Source organism: Planococcus sp. 107-1 (assembly GCF_021513255.1).
GTDB lineage: Bacteria > Bacillota > Bacilli > Bacillales_A > Planococcaceae > Planococcus.
This window is the reverse complement of sequence record NZ_CP090977.1, coordinates 3,049,460-3,071,391: the sequence shown is the minus strand read 5'-3', so window position 1 is coordinate 3,071,391 and position 21,932 is coordinate 3,049,460. Positions and strand designations below refer to the sequence as shown.

The 21,932-nt window shown below is 45.7% G+C and carries 17 protein-coding genes, 3 pseudogenes and 1 riboswitch; of the genes and pseudogenes, 13 read left to right on the top strand and 7 right to left on the bottom strand.

Going from position 1 to position 21,932, the window contains the following annotated elements:
- Positions 1 to 86 precede the first annotated feature (86 nt).
- Entirely contained in the window at positions 87 to 929 is an 843-nt protein-coding gene (locus L0M13_RS15865; RefSeq protein ID WP_235197403.1) for an STAS domain-containing protein, read from the top strand.
- Positions 930 to 984: 55 nt separating this feature from the next.
- Here the strand turns inward: L0M13_RS15865 and dapA are convergent, their stop codons facing one another.
- Positions 985 to 1,875 carry a 4-hydroxy-tetrahydrodipicolinate synthase gene (dapA, locus tag L0M13_RS15860; protein ID WP_235197402.1) on the bottom strand — a complete coding sequence of 297 codons (891 nt, stop codon included), beginning with the start codon at positions 1,873 to 1,875 and terminating at the stop codon, positions 985 to 987.
- Between the two features lie 126 nt (positions 1,876 to 2,001).
- Positions 2,002 to 2,180, bottom strand: a riboswitch (Lysine riboswitch).
- A gap of 107 nt (positions 2,181 to 2,287) precedes the next feature.
- Between dapA and L0M13_RS15855 the strand changes: the two are divergent.
- The 7 genes and pseudogenes from L0M13_RS15855 to L0M13_RS15825 all read left to right on the top strand — a co-directional run bounded on the left by L0M13_RS15855 (position 2,288) and on the right by L0M13_RS15825 (position 11,560).
- Positions 2,288 to 2,892, top strand: a pseudogene (locus tag L0M13_RS15855) (SAM-dependent methyltransferase).
- Positions 2,893 to 2,951: 59 nt separating this feature from the next.
- Positions 2,952 to 3,800, top strand: a complete 849-nt coding sequence (locus L0M13_RS15850; RefSeq protein ID WP_235197401.1) for a KPN_02809 family neutral zinc metallopeptidase — start codon at positions 2,952 to 2,954, stop codon at positions 3,798 to 3,800.
- Positions 3,801 to 3,934: 134 nt separating this feature from the next.
- Positions 3,935 to 5,101: a TraB/GumN family protein gene (locus L0M13_RS15845; RefSeq protein WP_235197400.1), complete on the top strand. Its 1,167-nt coding sequence runs from the start codon at positions 3,935 to 3,937 to the stop codon at positions 5,099 to 5,101.
- Positions 5,102 to 5,221: 120 nt separating this feature from the next.
- Positions 5,222 to 5,467, top strand: coding sequence for a hypothetical protein (locus L0M13_RS15840; protein WP_235197399.1), 246 nt, complete (start codon positions 5,222 to 5,224; stop codon positions 5,465 to 5,467).
- A 118-nt stretch (positions 5,468 to 5,585) separates the two neighbouring features.
- On the top strand, positions 5,586 to 8,642 hold the full coding sequence (locus L0M13_RS15835) for an efflux RND transporter permease subunit (RefSeq protein ID WP_235197398.1): 3,057 nt from the start codon (positions 5,586 to 5,588) through the stop codon (positions 8,640 to 8,642).
- A gap of 158 nt (positions 8,643 to 8,800) precedes the next feature.
- Positions 8,801 to 10,179: pseudogene (locus L0M13_RS15830) on the top strand (MDR family MFS transporter).
- A gap of 166 nt (positions 10,180 to 10,345) precedes the next feature.
- Positions 10,346 to 11,560 carry a NupC/NupG family nucleoside CNT transporter gene (locus L0M13_RS15825; RefSeq protein ID WP_235197397.1) on the top strand — a complete coding sequence of 405 codons (1,215 nt, stop codon included), beginning with the start codon at positions 10,346 to 10,348 and terminating at the stop codon, positions 11,558 to 11,560.
- A gap of 206 nt (positions 11,561 to 11,766) precedes the next feature.
- Here L0M13_RS15825 and L0M13_RS15820 read toward each other — a convergent pair whose 3' ends face one another.
- Positions 11,767 to 12,720, bottom strand: a complete 954-nt coding sequence (locus tag L0M13_RS15820) for a nuclease-related domain-containing protein (protein WP_235197396.1) — start codon at positions 12,718 to 12,720, stop codon at positions 11,767 to 11,769.
- A gap of 384 nt (positions 12,721 to 13,104) precedes the next feature.
- On the opposite strand from L0M13_RS15820, the gene L0M13_RS15815 reads away from it, so the two are divergent.
- From L0M13_RS15815 to L0M13_RS15805, 3 genes are all read left to right on the top strand, one after another.
- Entirely contained in the window at positions 13,105 to 14,403 is a 1,299-nt protein-coding gene (locus L0M13_RS15815; protein ID WP_235197395.1) for an NCS2 family permease, read from the top strand.
- A 117-nt stretch (positions 14,404 to 14,520) separates the two neighbouring features.
- Positions 14,521 to 14,706, top strand: a complete 186-nt coding sequence (locus tag L0M13_RS15810; protein WP_235197394.1) for a hypothetical protein — start codon at positions 14,521 to 14,523, stop codon at positions 14,704 to 14,706.
- Positions 14,707 to 14,793: 87 nt separating this feature from the next.
- On the top strand, positions 14,794 to 15,027 hold the full coding sequence (locus L0M13_RS15805) for a DUF3953 domain-containing protein (RefSeq protein WP_235197393.1): 234 nt from the start codon (positions 14,794 to 14,796) through the stop codon (positions 15,025 to 15,027).
- A 171-nt stretch (positions 15,028 to 15,198) separates the two neighbouring features.
- On the opposite strand, the gene L0M13_RS15800 is transcribed toward L0M13_RS15805, so the two are convergent.
- From L0M13_RS15800 to L0M13_RS15780, 5 genes are all read right to left on the bottom strand, one after another.
- Complete coding sequence (locus L0M13_RS15800) at positions 15,199 to 15,981, bottom strand: MerR family transcriptional regulator (RefSeq protein ID WP_235197392.1); 783 nt, start codon at positions 15,979 to 15,981, stop codon at positions 15,199 to 15,201.
- 143 nt (positions 15,982 to 16,124) lie between these two features.
- Positions 16,125 to 17,324: an MFS transporter gene (locus L0M13_RS15795; protein WP_235197391.1), complete on the bottom strand. Its 1,200-nt coding sequence runs from the start codon at positions 17,322 to 17,324 to the stop codon at positions 16,125 to 16,127.
- Positions 17,325 to 17,473: 149 nt separating this feature from the next.
- Entirely contained in the window at positions 17,474 to 18,706 is a 1,233-nt protein-coding gene (locus L0M13_RS15790) for an MFS transporter (RefSeq protein WP_235197390.1), read from the bottom strand.
- A gap of 36 nt (positions 18,707 to 18,742) precedes the next feature.
- The gene (locus L0M13_RS15785) at positions 18,743 to 18,898 is read right to left on the bottom strand and encodes a hypothetical protein (RefSeq protein WP_235197389.1); all 156 of its coding nucleotides are present in this window, start codon (positions 18,896 to 18,898) and stop codon (positions 18,743 to 18,745) included.
- A 37-nt stretch (positions 18,899 to 18,935) separates the two neighbouring features.
- The gene (locus tag L0M13_RS15780; protein ID WP_260107666.1) at positions 18,936 to 19,223 is read right to left on the bottom strand and encodes an MFS transporter; all 288 of its coding nucleotides are present in this window, start codon (positions 19,221 to 19,223) and stop codon (positions 18,936 to 18,938) included.
- 423 nt (positions 19,224 to 19,646) lie between these two features.
- On the opposite strand from L0M13_RS15780, the pseudogene L0M13_RS15775 reads away from it, so the two are divergent.
- A pseudogene (locus tag L0M13_RS15775) lies at positions 19,647 to 21,139 on the top strand (acetyl-CoA hydrolase/transferase family protein).
- A 114-nt stretch (positions 21,140 to 21,253) separates the two neighbouring features.
- Complete coding sequence (locus tag L0M13_RS15770) at positions 21,254 to 21,898, top strand: LytTR family DNA-binding domain-containing protein (protein ID WP_235197387.1); 645 nt, start codon at positions 21,254 to 21,256, stop codon at positions 21,896 to 21,898.
- The last annotated feature ends 34 nt before the right edge of the window (positions 21,899 to 21,932 follow it).

Below are 21,932 nucleotides of genomic sequence, written 5' to 3'. Positions count from 1 at the left end.
TCTTTTAAATAAAAGTATGCCGTGAACCTGAAAGGCGGTTATAATGGATTCAAAACACTACTGAATTCAAACCATGGGGGATCAGGATGGATAAAGAAATTAAAATGCTAGGCAAACGGGTGGAAGAAGAACGCTATGTCATCGCTGAATTGATACAGGAAGAAGTTTCTAAAGACATCAGTTTTGAAGAAGCGAAAGAATACGCTGGTTTTATCGATGCAGTCACTGAATTCCGCGCAGGCTTTATCGGTTTGCTTGCCCAGTCATTTGAACATTTTTTGGATCCGCAAACAGCTTACGATGAAATTTCTGTTTGGGGAGAAAAAACCGGGAATTATTTTCTCGATCAAAATATGGCGCTTGATGCTGCTTTGGCAGAAACATCTCTTTACCGAAAGCATATCGGCAAGATCATTAAGACCGAAGCGCTGCGCAATCAAATCAAGCTCGAGCACCTTTTTGAAATTATGGAGTATTTCCATACACTTTTGGATCACGCGGCGTATTCCTATAGCTTTGCCTATATCAATTCATACCAGAAGAGCTTGAGCGATGCGCGGGATGAATTCATGAAATTGTCTGCCCCGGTGGTGCCTGTCAACGATCAAATCGCTATTTTGCCATTGATTGGAGAAATTGATATCGATCGGGCTCAGTACATATTGGAAAAGACCTTACTGGAAGCCAGCCGTTTAAAAATCTCAACCTTGATTATTGATTTGTCCGGGGTCATTAAAGTCGATGCGGTAGTAGCGGAGCAGATTATCCGAGTGACCCAGTCATTAAGGCTGGTTGGCGTGCACAGCATGCTGACCGGCATCCGTCCGGAAATGGCACAGACGATGATCAGCCTGGGAATCGATGTCAGCCAGCTTTCGCTTGGCGGCAGCTTGAAACAAACGTTTAAAAAACTTACTGCCAATCCATAAAAAACTGCTGAAGCATCAAGCTGCTTCAGCAGTTTTTTCGTTGAATGAAATGGATTTAAAGTTTAGAAAGATTAGCTGGACTTTCCGAAAGCACGTGCTGAAGAGCTTGCTGTTCCTGCTCATTCAATGGGATCATTGGCAAACGCACACCGCCAACTTCTATGCCGCTTAAGTTCAAGGCTGTTTTTACAGGCACCGGGTTTGGCGCCGCAAATAACGCATGCATCACCGGCAAGAGTTTACGGTGAAGAGCTGCCGCTTCTTGGACATTGCCGCCTTTGAACAGGGTAATCATTTCTTGCATATCGTTCCCGATAATATGGGCTGCAACCGAAACGATGCCTTGTCCGCCGATTGAAAGCATTGGCAAGGTCAAGCCGTCATCTCCGCTGTAAACCGCAAAGTCAGCTGGTGTATTTTCAATAATTGCCGCTGCTGCATCCAGATCGCCGCTGGCTTCTTTTATCGCCACGATGTTTTTGATGGCAGACAGGCGAATGGTGGTTTCAGGAGACAGGTTCACGACACTGCGCCCTGGAATATTATAAAGCATCACAGGCAGGAACGTTGAAGCGGCGATTGCTTGGAAATGCTGGAACATGCCTTCCTGGGAAGGTTTATTGTAATATGGGGTCACGAGCATGACGCCGTCCACGCCGATTTCTTCTGCTGCGCGCGTGAGCGAAAGCGAAGAACGCGTATCGTTAGAGCCTGTGCCTGCAATGACCGGGATGCGTCCGTCGGTTATTTTAACCACAAACTTAAATAGCTCAATTTTTTCATCCGTTGACAGCGTAGGAGATTCACCGGTTGTACCGGCTACGACTAGCGCGTCCGTGCCGTTCGCGATCAAATGCTCCACTAGTTTTTTGGTTGCCTGAAAATCTATATCACCTTGTGCGTCGAATGGCGTCACCATTGCTGTCACTACTTGTCCGAAATTCATCGTACCACCCTTTTCTCATTTTTTTGGTTTGCTTTTAGAGGTAAACGGGTCGGTCTTTAACAAACAAAAAGCAGCAACGAGGGTCTCGTTGCTGCCATAGAAACAATGTCATGCGCTTGTTTCTTTGTGTCAGATAGCCCTCCATATAGTTTCCTATATGACAGTTCAGCATTTATTCAATGCAGAACCAGCGATAGCCAGTATGAGCCTTTCATCGCTTCGGCAAATTCCCCTTTCAGCAAACGTCAACGGATCCCATACTCCTCGGTAAGCGTACTGATGGTCTTTGCACCTCTATCCTCACCCGGAATATCCGGGCAAGAAAATATTGAATTAGCTAGACCATATCAAAAATAATGGAATATTGCAAGCCATGCTGACTTGATTTAGTTAAAAAGAAAGGAGCTGTGTTATGGAAGAACAGCGGAGAGACAAGGAATTAACTATCCAAACGTCGGAAATCCAGCAAGGGTTTCCCGAATCGGTTCATCACAATCGCTATGAACCGACGCCTTATTCGCTTCTTGATAAATTGTTCGACCGGTACTCCTTATCTTCTTCGGATCGGCTCGTCGATTTTGGCAGCGGAAAGGGCGGTTGAACTTTTACGTTCATCACCGCTTTGGAGCCCAAACTGCCGGAATAGAAATGGATCCTGATTTTCATCAGCAGGCGCAAGAAAATTTACAGGCTTATGAAAAGAAACGGAAGACAGGAGGAAGCATCCGATTTATCTAGTGTTTGGCTGAAGAATACAAGGTGGAAGAAACAGATAATAAATTCTATTTCTTCAATCCCTTTTCTGTTCAGATTTTCATCGCGGTTGTCAATAACATCATGAAATCATATGAACAAAGAGCAAGGGAAATAGACTTGATCTTATTTTTTCCTTCTGATGACTTTATCGGTTATTTGGCGCAGCGGACTCCGTTCGAAGTGGCTGAAGAAATTGAATTGCCTTCTTCCGGAAAGAATCTTCGGGAACGGTTCTTGATATATCGGCTTTCCGTGTATTGATTTGAAAACTTGTAAATAGGGGTATAACGGGAGAAAGAGGTTGTTGAAGGAGTGGTTTGATGAAGTGGCGAGGCAGAAAAGCGAGTGGAAATGTAGAAGACAGGCGTGGGTCGGGAGGCGGCGGTAAGCTAGTTGCCGGCGGCGGAATTGGCGGATTGCTGATTGTTCTGCTTGTTGCATTTCTTGGCGGAGATCCAGGAGCGATATTGAATGGCTTAGATTCAGGCGGAACGCAGACAAACGAACCTTACGTGGAAACCGAGCAGGAAGCAGAGCTATCCGATTTTGTGGCAGTTGTCTTGGCGGATACGGAAACGGTATGGGCGCAGGTTTTTGAAGAGGAAGGCCTGGAGTACGTGGAGCCGACCTTAGTGCTTTTCGATGGCAGTGTAAATTCTGCTTGCGGAACAGCAGGGGCTGCAGTCGGACCGTTTTATTGTCCGGGAGACCAGAAATTATACATCGACCTCAGTTTTTATGAAGAGCTTCAGAATCAGTTCCAAGCACCCGGTGATTTCGCGATGGCTTACGTAATCGCCCATGAGGTCGGGCACCACGTGCAGAACTTGCTCGGGGTCATGAAAGAAGTCCAGCCGCTCAGAAATCAATTGAGTGAAGAGGAATACAATAAGCTGCAAGTGAAGCTCGAGCTTCAAGCGGATTATTATGCCGGCGTCTGGGCCCACCATGCACAAGGGATGGACCTTCTCGAAGAAGGGGATTTGGATGAAGCGCTGACTGCTGCAAGTGCAGTCGGAGATGATACGATCCAGCAGCGCTCGCGCGGCTACGTCGTGCCTGAAAGTTTCACGCACGGCACTTCTGAACAGCGTAAGAACTGGTTCTACAAAGGCTTTGAAGCCGGTAACCTTCAAGCCGGGGATACCTTCAACGCAAATGATTTGTGACGGGGAACCCTTGAAAGTTGAAGAACTGAAGAGTCGGGCATTGATATTTTTGGCAATGTGATTCATTATTGAAATAGACAGTCTTTTCACGCAGTGCGCGAGGGGAAATTAGGTTCTATAAAGGAAGTAAATTCATGCAGGAAGAAAATATTACACGCATTCAGCTGGACGGCCGCGAGATTGTTTTAATCGGTACGGCCCACGTTTCCCGGCAAAGTGCGGAACAAGTAAAAACCGTCATTGAACAGGAACGCCCGGATTCGGTGTGCATCGAATTGGATGCACAGCGTTACCAGTCCGTTACTGAAAATAGCAAATGGAAAGAAACGGACATCTTCAAAGTCCTAAAAGAAAAGAAAGCCAGTCTGTTATTGATGAACTTGGCCATTTCTTCTTTCCAGAACCGGTTGGCTGATCAGTTCGACATCAAACCGGGGCAGGAAATGATTCAAGGCATTGAATCGGCAAAAGCGACAGGCGCTGAACTGGTGCTGGCTGACCGGAACATTCAAGTGACTTTCTCACGGATTTGGGGAAATCTTGGCGTTATGGGCAAAGCGCAGCTTCTGACTTCGGTGTTTTTCAGCATCTTCAGCAAAGAAACCATTTCAGAAGAAGACCTAGAAAAGATGAAATCGCAAGATACGTTAAATGCTGTGCTGGACGATTTCACACAATCTTTTCCTAAGTTGAAAACGCCGCTTATTGATGAGCGGGACCAGTATTTGGCCCAGAAGATCAAAGAGGCTCCCGGCGAAAAAATCGTGGCGGTTCTTGGGGCGGCCCATGTACCGGGAATCACTAAAGAAATCCATAACGAACATGATTTAGCGAAACTGTCAAAAGTGCCGGAGAAGTCGAAGTGGCCGAAAATTATTGGCTGGATGATTCCGCTCGTATTGGTCGCATTAATTGCGATTACGTTTTACAACAATCCGGCAGCCGGAATCGACCAAACGATCAGCTGGGTGCTGTGGACCGCATCGCTCGGTGCCATCGGGGCAGCGGTCGCATTTGGCCACCCATTTGCCATCTTGACCGCATTTGTCGGAGGACCGATTGGTGCGCTGCATCCTTTGCTGGCCGCAGGCTGGTTCTCGGGCCTTGCCCAAGCGTATGTGCGCCGGCCGAATGTCGGAGATTTTGAAACTCTTTCAAAAGACGTATTTACGATTAAAGGCTTCTGGGACAATAAAGTCACGCGCGTTCTGCTGGTTGTGGTCCTTACCAATTTAGGGACAGCAGCAGGGAATATCATTGGCGGCGCTGATGTCATCCGCCTGTTCATCAAAAATCTATAGCATGCGAAAGCCGAACGGAGATCCTTGCTGTTCGGCTTTCTTACATTTCGTTGTATAAAAAAGTAAGGAAAAGGGTATAGGGTAGAAAATCATCCGTTAGCAGGTCGGGAGGAGCAAAAAATGGGATTCTTCCTTGTTGGTATTCTCTTATGGGCGCTGGTCATTGTCTCAATTGCTTTGTTCATTTACGGTCTATGGAAACATTCATGGAAAACTTTGGTTTGGAGTGGAGCAGCACTTTTGGTCCCCATGCTCTCGATTTTTCTTGGCGGCCAAGGGATCTGGTTCCGTTTATGTATCGTTCCGCCGCTTGCTATTTTTGCAATTGCATATTATCTCAAGCAAAAAACGATACAGCCTCTTTAAAGATGAATTGAGGGAATTCTCCTCAATTCATCTTTTTACGGGGATTTAGAGCTGAATTGTGGAAATAGTCAGTAGTTAGTTATACAATACTTATACAAAACATGAAAGGGGTTTGAAAATGAAATACATATTAGAGCGGGGAAAACTTTTTTTATTCCTGATATTCATATTAATGTTGATTGGTGTATATGTATTCACTACATTGCCGCAGCGCGAAATTCCAGAAACTCCGCCTAGCCTGGTGTTGATTTCGACCATTTTGCCAGGGGCCGGCCCGGAAGAAATCGAGAATTCCATCACCAATCCGATTGAAAGAGAAATTCAGAAAGCAGATGGTGTGGCTTCTGTGCAATCCATTTCTTCGAATTCAGCTTCCATCATTACGCTGGAAATTGAAGATGGCTTCGATCCCGATGAGCGGGTAAATGAAATTCAGCAGCAAGTGCAGCGGGCAACAGGCCAATTCCCGGATCAGGCTCAAACACCAACCGTTGAAAAGCTGGATCTGACATTCCCATTGGTTTCTTATATGTTTTACGGAGACGAGGCAGAGCTAGCGAATATGGAAGAAGCGCTTGCTGAGTTATCCGATGAAGTGGAATCCGTGGACGGAGTTGCCGGTACGACGGTTAAAGGCTTGAACAGCCAGCAAGTATTGATTGAACTGGACACGGAACAGTTGGCGGCCAATCAGCTCCAGCCGTTTGAAGTCATTGAATCTTTGCAGCAGGCAAATCAGCCGATTTCTCTTGGAACCCATGACAATGGCAACGAACAGCTCGTATTGACGGTGCAGCAAGAAAACGGCATCGAGAAGTTGAAAGCTTTGCAAGTCGGATCTGCGGCTGTTCCATTGGAAGAAGTTGCAACGATTGAACTTGTCGACCAGGAAACGGAAGATATTGTGACTTTCGAAGGCGAGTCTGCCATTTCTTATACCGTATTCTTGAAGACGGCCCAAGATGTTCCTTCTGTTGATAAAAATGTTTCAGAAATTATTGAAGCATTTACGGACGAATTGCCTGCAGGGGTAGAGGCAGAACGTTATGAGTCGCAAGCGGAAAACGTCAATACGATTTTTGAAGGATTATATGTTTCTTTATTGATCGCCGTACTTGCTGTTTTGGTCGTTACGACAGCCGGCTTGACGATTTATGGCGCATTTACAGTAGCCTTGACGGTTCTGGCTTCTGTATTAATCGGACTAATTCCGATCCCGCTGCTCGGCGTTGACTTAAATCAAATTTCAGTCATTGGGTTGATTATTGCCATCGGGATACTGGTCGACGACAGTATTGTAGTCAATGACAATATTCAACGGCGCTATAAGCTTGGCGATTCACCGCTAAATGGTGCGATTACGGGCGTCAGGGAAGTTTATCCTTCCATTATTTCTTCCAGTCTAGCGATCGTTGTGACGTTTTCTCCATTATTACTCCTATCTGGAGGGAATGGGGCGTTTATCAAGGCGTTGCCAAGCATTTTGATTACAACCATTATTGCATCTACGGTTCTTTCCATTACATTAGTGCCGATGATGCAGTATTTGAAAACGAAGCGTAAGGTGAAGAAAATCTCCGATACTCCCGGTTTTTTAGGGAAACCGCTTGAATGGCTTGCGAAAGTCTATTCGGATAAAATCTTGCGCGGTGTTTTAAAACGGCCGCTTTTGGTCGGCCTTAGCGGCTTGTTAGTTGCTACTGGACTATTGTCGCTTGCTTTCTTTACGCCGTTTGAGTTCTTCCCGGCTGCTGACCGCAAAGAAGTGACGATGGACGTCCGCTTGGCGGAAGGCACAAGCATTGAAGAAACAGATGAATTCTTGACTGAATTAACGGAGCAATTAAGAAATGAAGATGAACATATCGATGAAATCTCTGTTTTCAGCGGAGAAGGATTGCCGAATCTATTTGCTTCGTCAATGGACAATACGGGAGCGAATACGGGACAAGTCGCCTTCCGCATCGACCGGGAGCAGACTACCGCTGCGGATTTCATTGAAAAATGGCAGCCGGAATTGCGTGAACGCTACCCGGATGCAGAAATTTTCTTGAGCACGATTGTCCAGGGGCCGCCGACAGGTGCGCCGGTAACGGCAACAATCAGTGGAGTGGACCTGGAAGAGCTGACAGCTATTCGCGACAGCTTAAAAGAAAAGATGCTTGAAAATGGAGCAGATGTCGTAACAGATGATTTGGGCGACGAAGTTCCAGCGATCGAATATGTACCGAATTCAGAAGCATTGGAAGAAAACCAGATTCCGTTAAGCACGGTAACTGGACAGCTGCAATTGCTGACGCAAGGTGTTCCTTTAGCGAGTATTTACGAAGGGCAGACACCGTATGATGTCGTCTTAAAACAAGCAGGAATCGAAGCGGGAGAGCCGATTGATTTGGCCCAATTCCAATTGCCTGCAGCAGCTGAAGAAGGGGCACCGCCAGGACCGCCGCAATTCGTCGGACTGGATGAATTGTTGACGGCTGAAGAGACCACTTCTATTGCGCAAGTTCCTCACCAAAATGCAGAACGGGCGATTACCTTAAAAGCATTTGGCGAAATCGAAGGCTTTGAAGATAAGATGCTCGAAACCGTTGATGCAGAAAAAGAGGAATTGCCAGAAGGCTACGAAATTTCAACTGGCGGAGAGAACTCGGACCAGCAAGCCTTCTTTACCGAAATCGGGGTTTTATTCCTGGTGGTTATCCTCCTTGTGTATTTAGTCATCGCTTTCCAATTCAAATCGTTCAGCTTGCCATTCCTGGTCTTGCTGGCCGTTTACCTTGGGATTTCAGGAGCGATTCTTGGCCTGTTCATCACACAGACGCCGCTTAGTTTCCTAGGTGTCATGGGAATTGTGTCACTGACCGGGATTGTTGTGCGAAACGCAGTCGTCTTGATCGATTTCGTGGAAACACGTCGCTTGTCCGGTGACTTTGAAATCAAAGAAGCCATCATGGAATCTGGATATGCCCGCATTAAACCGATCATCTTAACGTCGGTCACTTCGATTGTGGCGCTGATTCCAGTAGCGTTGACAGGAGATCCGCTGTTTGAAGCGCTGGCCATTACCATTATCGCAGGCTTGGCATTCTCGAGCTTGTTCACATTGGTCATGATTCCATCGTTATATCTTGTCTTTTACCGAATTAACCACCGCAAAAAGAAAGCGGCTTAAAACATGTTGCGCATAGCTGAAAAGCTATGCGTTTTTTTCTTTTGGCAAAGGGTAATCAGGGTATTAAGGATAACTGCTGTTTTTAGCAGGACAAGGCAGGTGAAGCTATTGGAGAATGCGAGTATTTCCGTAAAAGAAAATGACTTCCGGCGAGGCCCATTTTTAGCTGTATTGATGGCGGCGTTTTCGTTGCGATTTTGAACCAAACTTTACTCGCGACGGCATTGCCGCATATTATGGAGGATTTGGAGATAAATGCGAACACTGCCCAGTGGCTGACAACCGTATTCATGCTAGTCAATGGGGTCATGATTCCAATAACTGCATTTTTAATCGGAAAATTTTCAACCCGGCAATTGTTTCTTACGGCAATTGGTTTATTTGCTTTAGGTACGATTATTTGTGCAGTCGCGCCTGGATTTAACTTATTGATGCTTGGCCGCATCATTCAAGCTTCTGGCGCCGGCATCATGATGCCGCTGACCCAGACAATTCTCTTTTTGGTTTTCCCAGTGGAAAAGCGCGGCAGGCAATGGGACTGTTCGGCCTTGTCATTTCGTTTGCGCCAGCCCTCGGTCCGACTTTGTCCGGCTGGGTAGTAGGCCAATATCCATGGCGGCGCTGTTTTACATCGTCATCCCGATTGCCATCATCGATTTGGTTCTCGCTTATTTTGTGTTGCGCAATGTGACAAAACAGACGTTTCCTGCTCTCGATATCTTATCGGTGGTGCTGTCGACGCTAGGGTTCGGCGGAATTCTATACGGCTTTTCCAGTGCCGGCAATATGGGCTGGGGCAGTGCGCCGGTCCTGATTTCTATCGCGGTCGGAATCGTTTCTTTACTCATCTTCATTCACCGGCAATCGATTTTGAAAGAACCGCTTTTGGAGTTTAAGGTTTTTTCTTATGGCATCTTTACCTTATCTACTATCTTAAGTGTCATCGTCTTCATCTCGATGATCGGCAGCGCTACGATATTGCCGATCTATATGCAGAATATGCATGGGTTCAGCGCGCTTGAATCGGGTTTGATGCTGCTGCCGGGTGCTTTGGTGATGGGATTCATGAATCCCATCACGGGGAAGATTTTCGATGCGGTTGGCGGGGAAGTGGCTGGCCATCGTCGGTTTGTCGATTGTCACCGTCTCGACTTTTCAATTTACGGTATTGACGACGGCTACTTCGTTCACTTATCTAACAGTCATGCATGCCATTCGCATGTTCGGCGTTTCTATGGTGATGATGCCGGTCACGACTGCAGGTTTAAATCAGCTGCCTGAACGCCTTGTTCCGCACGGCACGGCAATGAGCAACACCATGCGCCAAGTATCGGGGTCCATCGGCACAGCGCTGCTGGTGACGATTATGACCGGTACTGCTTTAGATCCGGAACAGTATGGAGCAGAAGGTCTCGTGCGCGGTGTCAATATCTCCTTTATTGTTGTAGGCGTCCTTAGCGGCATCGGGATTTTCCTGGCGTTCTTCTTAAGGAAAAAAACATCGCAAAAAAATAGAAAAGAAATCAAGAAAGAGTGAATTTTCATTGCATTGGAACTTTTTATGGCCAGCCATTTTGTCACACGATAGCCATTTACATCTCTTTTAGAATTTGGTAAGATGTCTGACGACAGAGGACTAATCTGCTAGACGACCATCATGAAATGTAAGCGTTTCACGATGGAATAAATAATGAGGTGAAGTTGTGAATTTATTATGGGGCATGTTTGGGATTTTCGTAGTACTGGGAATCGCCTTTCTCTTATCAAGCGGTAAAAAATCGATCAAGCCACGGACAATTATTGGCGGTTTGGCCATCCAAATCCTTTTTGCATTTATGGTACTTGAATGGGATCTAGGAAGAAAAGCCCTGCTCGGCCTTTCTAATCTTGTACAAAACGTAATTAACTACGCAGGAGAAGGGATTTCTTTCGTATTTGGACCAGCGGCTGATACAACAAATTTCGGTTTTGTTTTCGCTTTCCAGGTACTGACAATCATCATCTTCTTCTCTTCTCTAATTTCTGTTCTCTACTATCTTGGCATTATGCAAGTCATCATCAAACTTCTTGGAGGCGCGTTATCAAAGCTGCTTGGAACAAGTAAAGCGGAATCGATTTCAGCGGCAGCGAATATTTTCGTCGGCCAAACGGAAGCACCGCTAGTTGTCCGTCCGTTTATCGCAGGCATGACAAAATCCGAATTGTTTGCCGTCATGACAGGTGGCCTTGCGTCCGTAGCCGGTTCAACGCTTGCGGGATACGCACTTCTTGGCGTACCGCTTGAATACTTATTAGCTGCAAGTTTCATGGCAGCTCCAGCCGGTTTGATCATGGCTAAAATGATGATTCCTGAAACAGAAGATGTTTCAGAAAGAGAAGACATTGTGATGGAAAAAGACAAAACATCTGTAAACGTTGTGGATGCTGCAGCACGCGGTGCATCTGACGGTTTGCAGTTGGCATTAAATGTCGGTGCTATGCTTTTGGCCTTCATCGCATTGATCGCTTTGCTAAATGGTGTGCTTGGCGGAATCGGCGGCTGGTTCGGCGCTGATAACCTGACTATCCAAAGCATCCTCGGCGTCATCTTCGCACCACTTGCTTGGGCTATTGGTGTTCCTTGGGCGGAAGCCGTCCAAGCAGGTAGCTTCATCGGACAAAAATTAGTACTCAACGAATTCGTTGCTTATACTGCATTTGCCCCTGAAATTGCCGACTTGTCACCAAAAACAGTAATCGTAGTCAGCTTTGCCCTCTGTGGTTTCGCTAACTTGAGTTCACTTGCAATCCTTCTTGGCGGACTTGGTGCAATGGCACCGTCCCGCCGCCCCGATATCGCGCGTCTAGGTATTCGTGCTGTTGCGGCAGGTATGCTCGCTTCACTTCTAAGTGCTGCGATCGCCGGTATGTTCATGTAATAAGATTCAATCCACCCCTTATCTGCAGAGAATTTCCTGCGGATGAGGGGTTTTTTTGTTTTGTCGGGGTGTTTCGCGGGCGAAACGCTCCTGGTTTTGGCATATAGGTTGATTTTTCAGCGAGGTGATTTTGTTTGCGCGCGTTCAAATGGGAATGCGCTCGTTTGGAGAGAAATGCGCGCGTTCAACAAAAAATACGTGCACTTCTAATTTTTCAACCGATACCGCCGCGCTTTCGATTCGCCGATCGTTTGCAAATCAAAATGGCTTAATAGCCGCCCAGCGACATGGCGAGAATCGAGCCCGCAAAACTCGCGGAATCTTTCATTCGTGATGGTTGTATCGATTAAAGAAAAGTATTCCTGCAGCGCAAATTCGTGAGCCAGCAGGTCATGATGATGACAGGTTTGACAATGCCAGCTCCGTTTCGTCCGGAACATTGTTGGCAATTGACAATTTCGGCAATATACGCCTGTCTTCAATTCACCAGGATGAATAAAATATCGTTGACACAATGGAATTTCTATAAAAGGGGTTTGACTTGATAGAAGTACATTTTTTATTTTGAGAAGTGAAAGGTTCGCAGCCGTTGGGGGGAGGGCTTCGTAAATTTTCAAAAGCATTTCAGGCATTTGATAAGTTTTGCAAATAGGCGTTCGGGTGGGTTTCGTGATAAACTCGCATTTTTTCGCTGTGAATACGATAAGGCCTTGAATTGGCAATAAGATCTTATGTTTCTTGAACCAGACGGACAAAAATCGGATATTTTTGCGAAGCTGAATCTGGGGATCTTCCATAACAGTCTTTAAGCCATCATCATCAATTCGGTAAAACTCACCGGTCTGTTCGTCGAAATGGATTTGGCCGCTAATATTTTTGGATTCGATGATGATTGCGCAGCGTTTTGTCAAAAGCAATCCATCTATTTGGACCGGCCAATTCCCTAATTGTAATTGGACATTCCACATCACACGAAAATCCTCATCTAAATAAAACTCGTTGAACCGCGTTTCGATTCGCTGTTCACCTCTTGCACCGGAAGTAGTGCGGTGTAGCTCTTTCTGAAGATAACTTTGACTTTGATGCTCAGCTGGCAGCCGATTAATTAACCGCTTTAATCCCTCAGCACGGGGCATCATTCCGATTGGTCTCTTTTCCATAAAACACCTCTTTCGATTGAATTAAATGAAGTATAGCATTCTCTTAATAAATTGAGGCAGCAATTTTTACAAAAGAACTGAGTGCTTACTTTTCGCTTGTGAAAAGTGAAAGAAAAAAGGACGGATGAGCCGATGTGCGCGTTTATTTGAATTTGCGCGCGCTCAGGAAAAAATACGCTCGTTCAAAACAAGATGCGTGCGTTCAGAGAGAAATGCGTGCGTTCAAACAGAAATGCGCGCGTTCGCAAATTCTGTCCCATTAGTATCAAGCTCCATACCTTGACACACCTGGCTTTTTCGATTAAACTCCTATATTGGCTCACCTATTTTATTTATTGGGAAGAGCGGGTTGGGAGAGGGCTAATTTAATAGAAGGTCGTATAAATGAGTAATTGGATGGACCGGTTTTTTGGTCTTCAAATGAACGAAACGACAGTTAAACGGGAGATGTCGGCAGGTGTTATCGGCTTTTTCACAGTGGTGTACATCATCGCCGTCAACTCATTGATCTTGTCCGAATCGGGAATGCCGCTTGAAGCCGCGATTATCGCGACGATTGCAGCGTCCGTATTTGGCTGCCTCGTCATGGGCTTCTGGGGCAATGCACCGATTTTGCTTGTACCTGGCATGGGAATCAATGCGTTATTCTCTTATACAATGGTGCAATCGATGGGCTTGTCTTGGCCAGAAGCATTGACTGTGGTTTTTGTATCCGGCATCATTTTCGTCATTATCGCGTTTACGCGTTTGGCAAAAATGCTGAGTGCTGCAGTGCCATATTCGCTGAAAGAAGCGATTACGGTTGGACTTGGTTTGTTCCTCATGCTGATCGGTCTTGAAAAAGGCGGCATCGTGGTGAATGGCTCCAATTCAATTCTGGCGCTGGGTTCTCTTGGCGAAGCGCATGTATTGGCGACCGTTTTGACTTTTGTCGTGGCGATTGTCTTATTCATCCGCAATGTGCCGGGGAATTTCCTGATTACGATTGTGCTGGGTACAGTGATTGCTTCGTTTTTCGGATTGATTGATCCGAGTGGAATGAGCGGATCCGGCGTCGAATTGTCGGAAGCGTTCGCTGTTTTTGGTGCGATGACTTTTGACGGCATCTTGTCGATGACATTCTGGATTGCTGTTTTCTCATTGACGATGGTCATTGTCTTTGAAAACATCGGCACTGTGCAAGGGCAAGTGTCCTTCATCGAACGTCCGCAAAAATTCGGCCGTGCGTTCCAGGCAACTTCCGTATCAGCGATGGCTTCCGGCATTTTCGGGACGAGCCCGACTGTGGCAAGTGCTGAAAGTGCGTCGGCGATGGCTGCTGGGGGCCGTACAGGTTTGACGGCTGTCACAACCGGATTGCTGTTTCTCGTTTCGGTATTCTTCATCCCTGTCATCAAACTGATTCCGGATAGCGCAATTGCGCCAATCCTGATCATCGTTGGCGGACTGATGCTCCAGAATATCCGCAACTTGGACATGAAAGACATGAGCGAAAGTTTCCCGGCGCTATTTATCATTGCATTGATTCCGTTTACGTACAGCATCGCGGACGGTATTGCCATCGGCTTTATCTTGTATCCCGTGCTGAAAATCGCAATCGGAAAATGGCGGGAAGTGTCATTGACGCTTTACGTCATTGCAGGTTTGTTCCTGATGAATTTCGTCTTCCACGTCATCAGCTAAACGCAATAAAACGAAAAACGCATCTGCAGCAGCAGGTGCGTTTTTCGTTATTTTGAAGCTTGCCGCGGCTAGGTGGTATAATGGGGGCAAGAGATCTGAAAGGAGTTGGCACGAAACATGAAATACACGAAATCAAAGATGGAGCAGCTCGTGAACGATCATCCGGAGCTGAAAAAGCGCTTGAAAGTTTTGATGAAAGATATGGAACTGGAAAAAAACTTTGCGTTGAAAGCCTTGTATCATTCGGAAGTGACGGATAACGGACCTTACCAAAAAGATTATCAAGACCTGGATTTGCTTTAATAAATAAAAAACCTAATCAAAAATGGCCATCAGCTGGATGGCCATTTTGATCAGGCTATTTTGATGAAATTTTTGGAGGCGCCGCCATTGAAAAAACTTACTTTTCTTTTAGCTGCCATAGTTTTGGCTTTATCTGTCTATGTTTTGGCCGCAAAAGAATCAACTAAGACCATAATCTCTTATTTGCCATTATTTTTAGCCTTCATGCTTATCACTTCAGGCATCACTGAATTTCGCCAAAAAAACAAGATGATGGGGACGATGAATTTCTTGGTGAGCGGCATTGTTTTGTATTTCTTATATTCTATCCATTATTCTTAAACCCAATTTTAAAATAGAGCAAGCCTCCTAATAAATACAAAAAAACCCCTTAAGCTCTGCTTAAGGGGTTTTTCGCTTGTTGATCCAGCCATTCTTGCCATGATTCGTAAGAATTGCCAAGGAACCATCTGTTTTTTTCGGCTTTCTGTTCGCTGATGCCAGCACCGCCTATCAAGAATTGCATTTCAGGCTTTTCTGCGGCGATGCTGTCGATGTATTGATTGACCACAGGCAGCATGCGCGGGAAGAAACCGCCATACAAGTAATTTCAATATCGTGTTCGATTGTCAGCTGGGCAATGCCGTCAAGCGGCGTATTTTCGCCAAAGTACATCACTTGGTAGCCATTTTCGCGCATGAACAAACTGAATAGCAATAAGCCTAATTGGTGATGCTCACCGCTTGGGCACAGTGCCATGACTTTCGGCAGCTCGGGCGAAATCGGAAATACGCGGAAAAATTGGTTAAAGCGCTGCTGGACAATATTGGTGATCAAATGTTCATGCGCTACCGTCAACGAACCGTTTTCCCACTCTTCGCCAATCCGCACCATTAACGGCACAATGATGGAAAAGAATACAGTGCGGTAATGGAACAGAGAAAAATGGAGGTCCAATAAATAGTTGAAACGTTCGGTGTCCATTTCGGAAGCTGCCAAATACAGTTCCTGGACTTGTTTATGGTAAGGCTCTGAACTTATCGGTTCAGGCGTTTTCTCTTTTTCGACAGGATTTCTTTTGGAAGCATGCAATTGCTTCACGGCTTCACTGATTTTGATGCCTCGATCTTGCACTTGAATTTTAAGCCATTTTAAATCTTCGAGGTTCTGATCCGAGTAAAGCCGGTGTCCGGATTCCGTACGCGCAGGTGTAATGGCGTTATAACGGGTTTCCCACGAACGGATCGTCACTTTCGGCATATCTAAAATTTTGGCAGCTGCTTTAATATTGTACATAGCATTACCTACATTTCTTTAGATTGTTTGTATAATAATTATACAACTATATAAGGAATACCGCAAAGTTTAGCCGAAATTGTATAAGCAAAAAGCAATAAAAAGAAGGCTCCTATAAAAGGAGCCCTCCATTTTGGACTTTATTAAACAGTTGCCGTGGATTTAGCAGTTCTTGAACGTTGCCACATGACTGTGATGAACATCGTCACTAACAGCATCGCAAGGCCCAGAATGAACGGATAGATGATGTTGACGTCGTAAAGGACACCGGCAAGAAGCGGTCCGATGACATTGCCGATGCTCATATAAGCGTTGTTCATGCCCATCGCGAATCCAACTTCGCCTTCAGCCATTTTTGAAATCAAAGTGTTCAAAACAGGGCGCAAAATGGAAGTCGCCATGAAAATCACGAGCGATACGCCGAAGAACATGGCGTAGCTTCCGGCAAATAATGAAAAGAGGAAACCGACGGCTGTAACTCCAAGGAAGAAAACTAATATCGCTACTTCTCCGAAGCGCCGGACAATGCGGTCCACGATAAATAATTGAACGATAACGCTGACGACGCCTGTAGCGGTAATCATGAAGGCGATGTCTTTAGCCGTCGAGTTGAATTGGTTGTCTAAATACAGGCCGACCACCGATTCGTAAGCAAGCAATCCGAAACTCATGACCAATGTAATGATGAGGGGAATGAAATACGGCATTTTTACTGAACGGCCGATTTTCTTGAACATGGATTCATCGTCTGGGGCAGCTGCAGCCACTACTGGGTTTTCTTCCACAGCGTCGCTGTCTTTCAAAAGCGCCACAGAAAACAGCACCGCAACCAATGAAACAAGTGCCGAAATCAGGAATGGCAGCTTCAAGCTGTAATCAGCTAAAAATCCGCCAATTCCCGGTCCCACTACAATCCCAAGCGACATAGCAGCCGAAACAAGGCTGGTGCCTTTTGCGCGCTGATCAAAAGTTGTGATATCAGCGATATAGGCGAAGATAGCTGGAACTAACATCGCAGCTCCGATGCCGCCGATTACACGGGAGATGTAAAGAACCCAAATAAGGTCTGACGCGTAAAAGACAAACATAGAAATTGTCAGACCAAGCAAGCCGTAGATAATCATTTTCCGGCGGCCGTACTGATCCGCCCATTTGCCGGCAATCGGAGAAAACAGGAATTGCGCGGCAGCAAAAATGGCGATCATCAAACCGGCAGCCATACCGCCCTGATTGATCGATTCTAAATACGAAGGCAGAATCGGAATGACAATTCCGAAACTCGCAATGGCAATAAACATATTAATCATTAAAATAAAAATCTTTTTTCGTTGGTCTGGCGACATCGAAACACCCTCATTTCTTCTATATAATGTTGTGAATATTTTTTCTCAGCTTCCCTATATTATTTGAGTACATAGGCCGTGTCAACGGAATGAACTCATGCGTTAAATTATTTTTTTACCGAAATTTTTACAATGAAAAAGCTGAGCCTCTAAGCAAGAGGTTCAGCTTTCAATTCTTCATTATGCATGAGTGCCAAGGCCTTAGCAGCGCGTGAACTGCGCCACGCCACAGCGATTGATAAAGTGACAATCAAAAGCCCAAGCCCCAGGATAAAGGGAAGATTGATATTGAAATCGAATAGCAAACCGGCAGACAACGGTCCAAGGACATTGCCAAGGCTCATATACGAAGTGTTCATGCCCATCGCAAATCCGACTTCGCCTTGCGCCATCTTCGAAATCAGGATATTGAGCACGGGGCGCAGGATCGCCATCGCCAGGAAAATGACGAGCGAAACGCCGAAAAACGTGGCGTAGCTTCCGGCAACCATGGACAGCATAAAGCCGACTGTCGCGAGAGCCAGAAATGCGATCAATACGGGCACTTCTCCGAAACGGCGAACCAGGCGGTCAACAATGAACATTTGGACAATGACACTAACGGTTCCGGTTGCCGTAATCATCAGGGCAATATCTTTTGAAGTGGAGCCATATTCCGTAGTTAAGTACATACCGATGACCGACTCATAGGCCACCAAGCCAAAACTCATGACGAAGGTGATGATGAGCGGGATGAAATACGGCATTTTGACCGAACGCCCAATCTGCTCAAGCATGGATTCATCTTTTGCAAATTCCTCTGCCTGCTTTTGGCTGTCTGCAGTCGGTGCAATTTCTTTCAGCATGACAAATGAGAACAGCACGGCTGTCAATGTGACGAATGCTGAAACCAGAAACGGCAGCTTCAAATCGAATTCAGCCAAAAATCCGCCGATTCCAGGTCCGATGACCAAGCCGAGCGACATGGAAGCTGTGACAAGCCCGGTTCCTTTAGCGCGCTGGGCGGGCGTAGTGATGCCTGCTACATATGTGAAGATTCCGGGGACGAGGAACGCGTCGCCGATTCCGCCGACGATGCGGGAAGCGTACAATATCCAGATGGAATCTGTGGCATAGAACATCAGCATAGAAATGGTCAGTAGCGATAAACCGATGATGATGACTTTACGCGGTCCGTAGACATCCGCCCATTTTCCGCCGAGCGGTGAGAACAATAATTGAGCGCCGGCGAAAATGGCGATCATTAATCCCGCCGCCGTTCCTCCTTGATTGATAGAAACCAGGTAGGCCGGCAGGATAGGGACAATAATTCCGAAGCTTGCAATTGCGATAAACATATTCACCATCAAGATGGTGATTTTCTTTCTTTGTTCAGGTGACATTACAGGTAAATCCTCTTTTCTATAAAATGAATTCTTTTATTTATCGGCCAGGGCTGAAACAGGAAGATTAGCTTCAAGCTCAATCGTTTTCTTAAGACGGGACAGATGCCAAATGGCCGTAATGGAAATCGTGATGCCAAGCATTACCAGTCCGAGGATGAAAGGGACGACTAAATTGATATCGTAAAGCATACCGGCAGAAATCGGACCGATGACATTGCCGATGCCGCTAATGACCCGTGAAACGTAGAGAACCCCTAATGTATCGGTTAGATAAAATAAAAAAACCGCCGGCAGTAATGAGCATCAACCCGATGATGATCATTTTTCGGCGGCCGAATTGATCGGTCCATTTTCCGCCAAGGGGAGCGAATAAGAGCTGTGCACTGGCAAAGATGGCTATAATCATTCCAGAAGCCATGCGGCCTTGGTTAATCGATTCCAGATAAGCAGGAATGACCGGTCCTGTAATTCCGAAACTTGTTATTGTAATAAATAAAGTAATCAATAAGATCATCATCTTTTTCAGTTGGGGTGAAGCGATTAATGGAGCCTCGTTTCGAATAATATTATTTCATAAACATCACTAGTTTTAACAACTTTCCTATATTATGATGAAAAAACTGTAAAGTCAATGGTTTTTGAACATAAAAATAGTATGTTATCAAAGCAATTTATTATTTCATTATATAAATATTCGCAAAACTTACAGAGCCTATTAGAATGGGATTTCTAATATTAAATTATTTAAATATCATAATTATGGCGGTCAAATAAAACGCTTACATCGAGGTGCGGAGTTTCCTTCATATGTTACAGTGATGTGAAGAATGAACTTAATATAGTAGAAACACAGTGCCAGGGTTTACGGAAGAAGGGCTGAGGTAAGGTATAATTAAGATAAATAAGAACGGCATTCAAGCCACGAAAGGTGACTGTAATGGAAAAAACCATTGAACGCATCAAAGCCATTCAATTGCAGGACCGAGTTATCGACGCCGACCTTGCAGCTTCTTGGATCCAGGACGGCATGACGCTCGGATTAAGTGGATTTACACGCGCGGAGACGCTAAAGCGGTTCCGCTGGCACTTGTTAAACGTGCTGAAACCGAAAGCTTTAAAGTGAACATATTCACGGGTGCTTCTCTAGGTTCGGATATTGACAAACTGTTTGCAGAGGCGGGCATTGTCAACAAACGTCTGCCATTTCAGGCAGATGCGACGATGCGCCGAAAAATTAACGAAGGCGAAATGCTGTTTGTGGACCATCATCTTTCTCAGACGGCAGAATGGATCAAAGCAGGTGTCATTGAACCGATTGATTTTGCGATAATTGAAGCGTTGGGTATTACGGAAGAGGGCTTGATCATTCCAACGACTTCTGTCGGAAACTCGGCTCTTTTTGTGCAGTACGCAAAAAATGTTATTGTGGAAATCAATACAGCTCAACCGGATTTATTCGAAGGAATCCATGATATTTACGACACCGGCAAGCAAGGAGAGCGATCGCCGATTCCATTGACGCATGTAAGCGACCGAATCGGCGTACCGGGAATCCCGGTGGATTTGGAAAAAGTGCGCGGAATTATTTTTACGCATCAAAAAGATTCGCCGTCGACGATTGCAGAAGCAGATGAAGAAACCGAAATGATGGCGGAGCATTTGCTGAACTTTCTGCGTTCTGAAGTCCAGGCAGGACGCTTGACCAATAAACTTGCTCCGCTGCAATCCGGCATCGGAACAGTGGCGAACTCCGTGCTTCATGGATTGATCGATTCGGAGTTCGACGATTTGGAAGTTTATTCGGAAGTGCTGCAGGATGCGGTGTTCGAGCTGATTGATGCCGGTAAAGTCCGTTTCGCTTCCAGTTCCTCCATTACTTTGTCTGAAGAAAAAATGAAGCAGGTATTCTCGAATTTTGAAAAATACCGGGACAAACTCATATTGCGTCCTCAGGAAATTTCCAATCACCCTGAGATCATTCGCCGCCTTGGACTTATTTCCATCAATACGGCACTGGAATTTGATATTTACGGCAACGTCAACTCGACTCATGTATCCGGCACAAAAATGATGAACGGCATCGGCGGATCCGGGGACTTTGCACGAAATGCCCGGCTTTCCATTTTTGTGACAAAATCGATTGCAAAAGGCGGTCGGATTTCAAGTGTTGTGCCTTTCGCCACGCATATTGACCATACGGAACACGACGTCGATATCGTCGTTACGGAACAAGGCTATGCAGACCTGCGCGGACTTGCGCCGCGGGAGCGTTCGAAGCTGATCATCGAAAATTGTGTGCATCCGACATACAAAGAAAAAATGCTTGAATACTACGAGGAAGCACTGGAACGCGGCGGACAAACGCCGCATGTTCTGGAAAAAGCTTTCTCTTGGCATACAAAATTAGCTCAGACCGGCACGATGCTTTAGAAAGAAACGCAGCAGCTGTCCTATTAGGGGGCAGCTGTTTTAACTTATAGTGATAGTCAGGAGCGAGAACGGTATCATTAAGAAATAATAGTGAAGAAAGGCAGGCGCCGTCTTATGGAATGGTTTACGCAAAGCTCATTGCTTGATGTGATGGGAGAATTGTTTTCCGATGAAGTATCGATTGTCGTCACCAATACGAAAGAATATATCTATTACCGGCCAAGTAAAAGAATCGATTTGAAAATCCGTCCCGGGGATCCGATAAAAGAAGGCAGCATGGCGCATATGGCATTAACAACTAATCAAAAATCTTCTGAGTTCGTCGATCGGGATGTTTTTGGAGTGCCTTATCATGGAATGGCTGTGCCTTTCGAAAAAGAAGGCGTGCTCGAGGGTTGTGTAATTGCCATCTATCCAACACTCACTGAAGGGAAATCGGTTGTGACCGTCAAAACTTCCGATGGCTGGAAGCCTATTCCTTTTGCAGAAGTGGCTTACCTGGAAGTGAAAGAGCGGAAAACCCATGTCTATACAGCTAAGCTATCCGGTACCAATAAAAACACATTGCAGGAATTTGAATTTTTATTGCCCCGGGATATGTTCATCCGGTGCCACCGTTCGTTTATCGTCAATGTTCACCATATAAAAGAAATCTATCCGGACACCCATTCAACTTTTGTGCTGGCGATGAACAACGGAGATCGAATTCCCGTCAGCCAATCCTACTCCAGTTATTTCCGGAAAATGCTCGGATTTTAGAAAATGCTGCTTGAGGCGCGAAATTTTCTGCCTC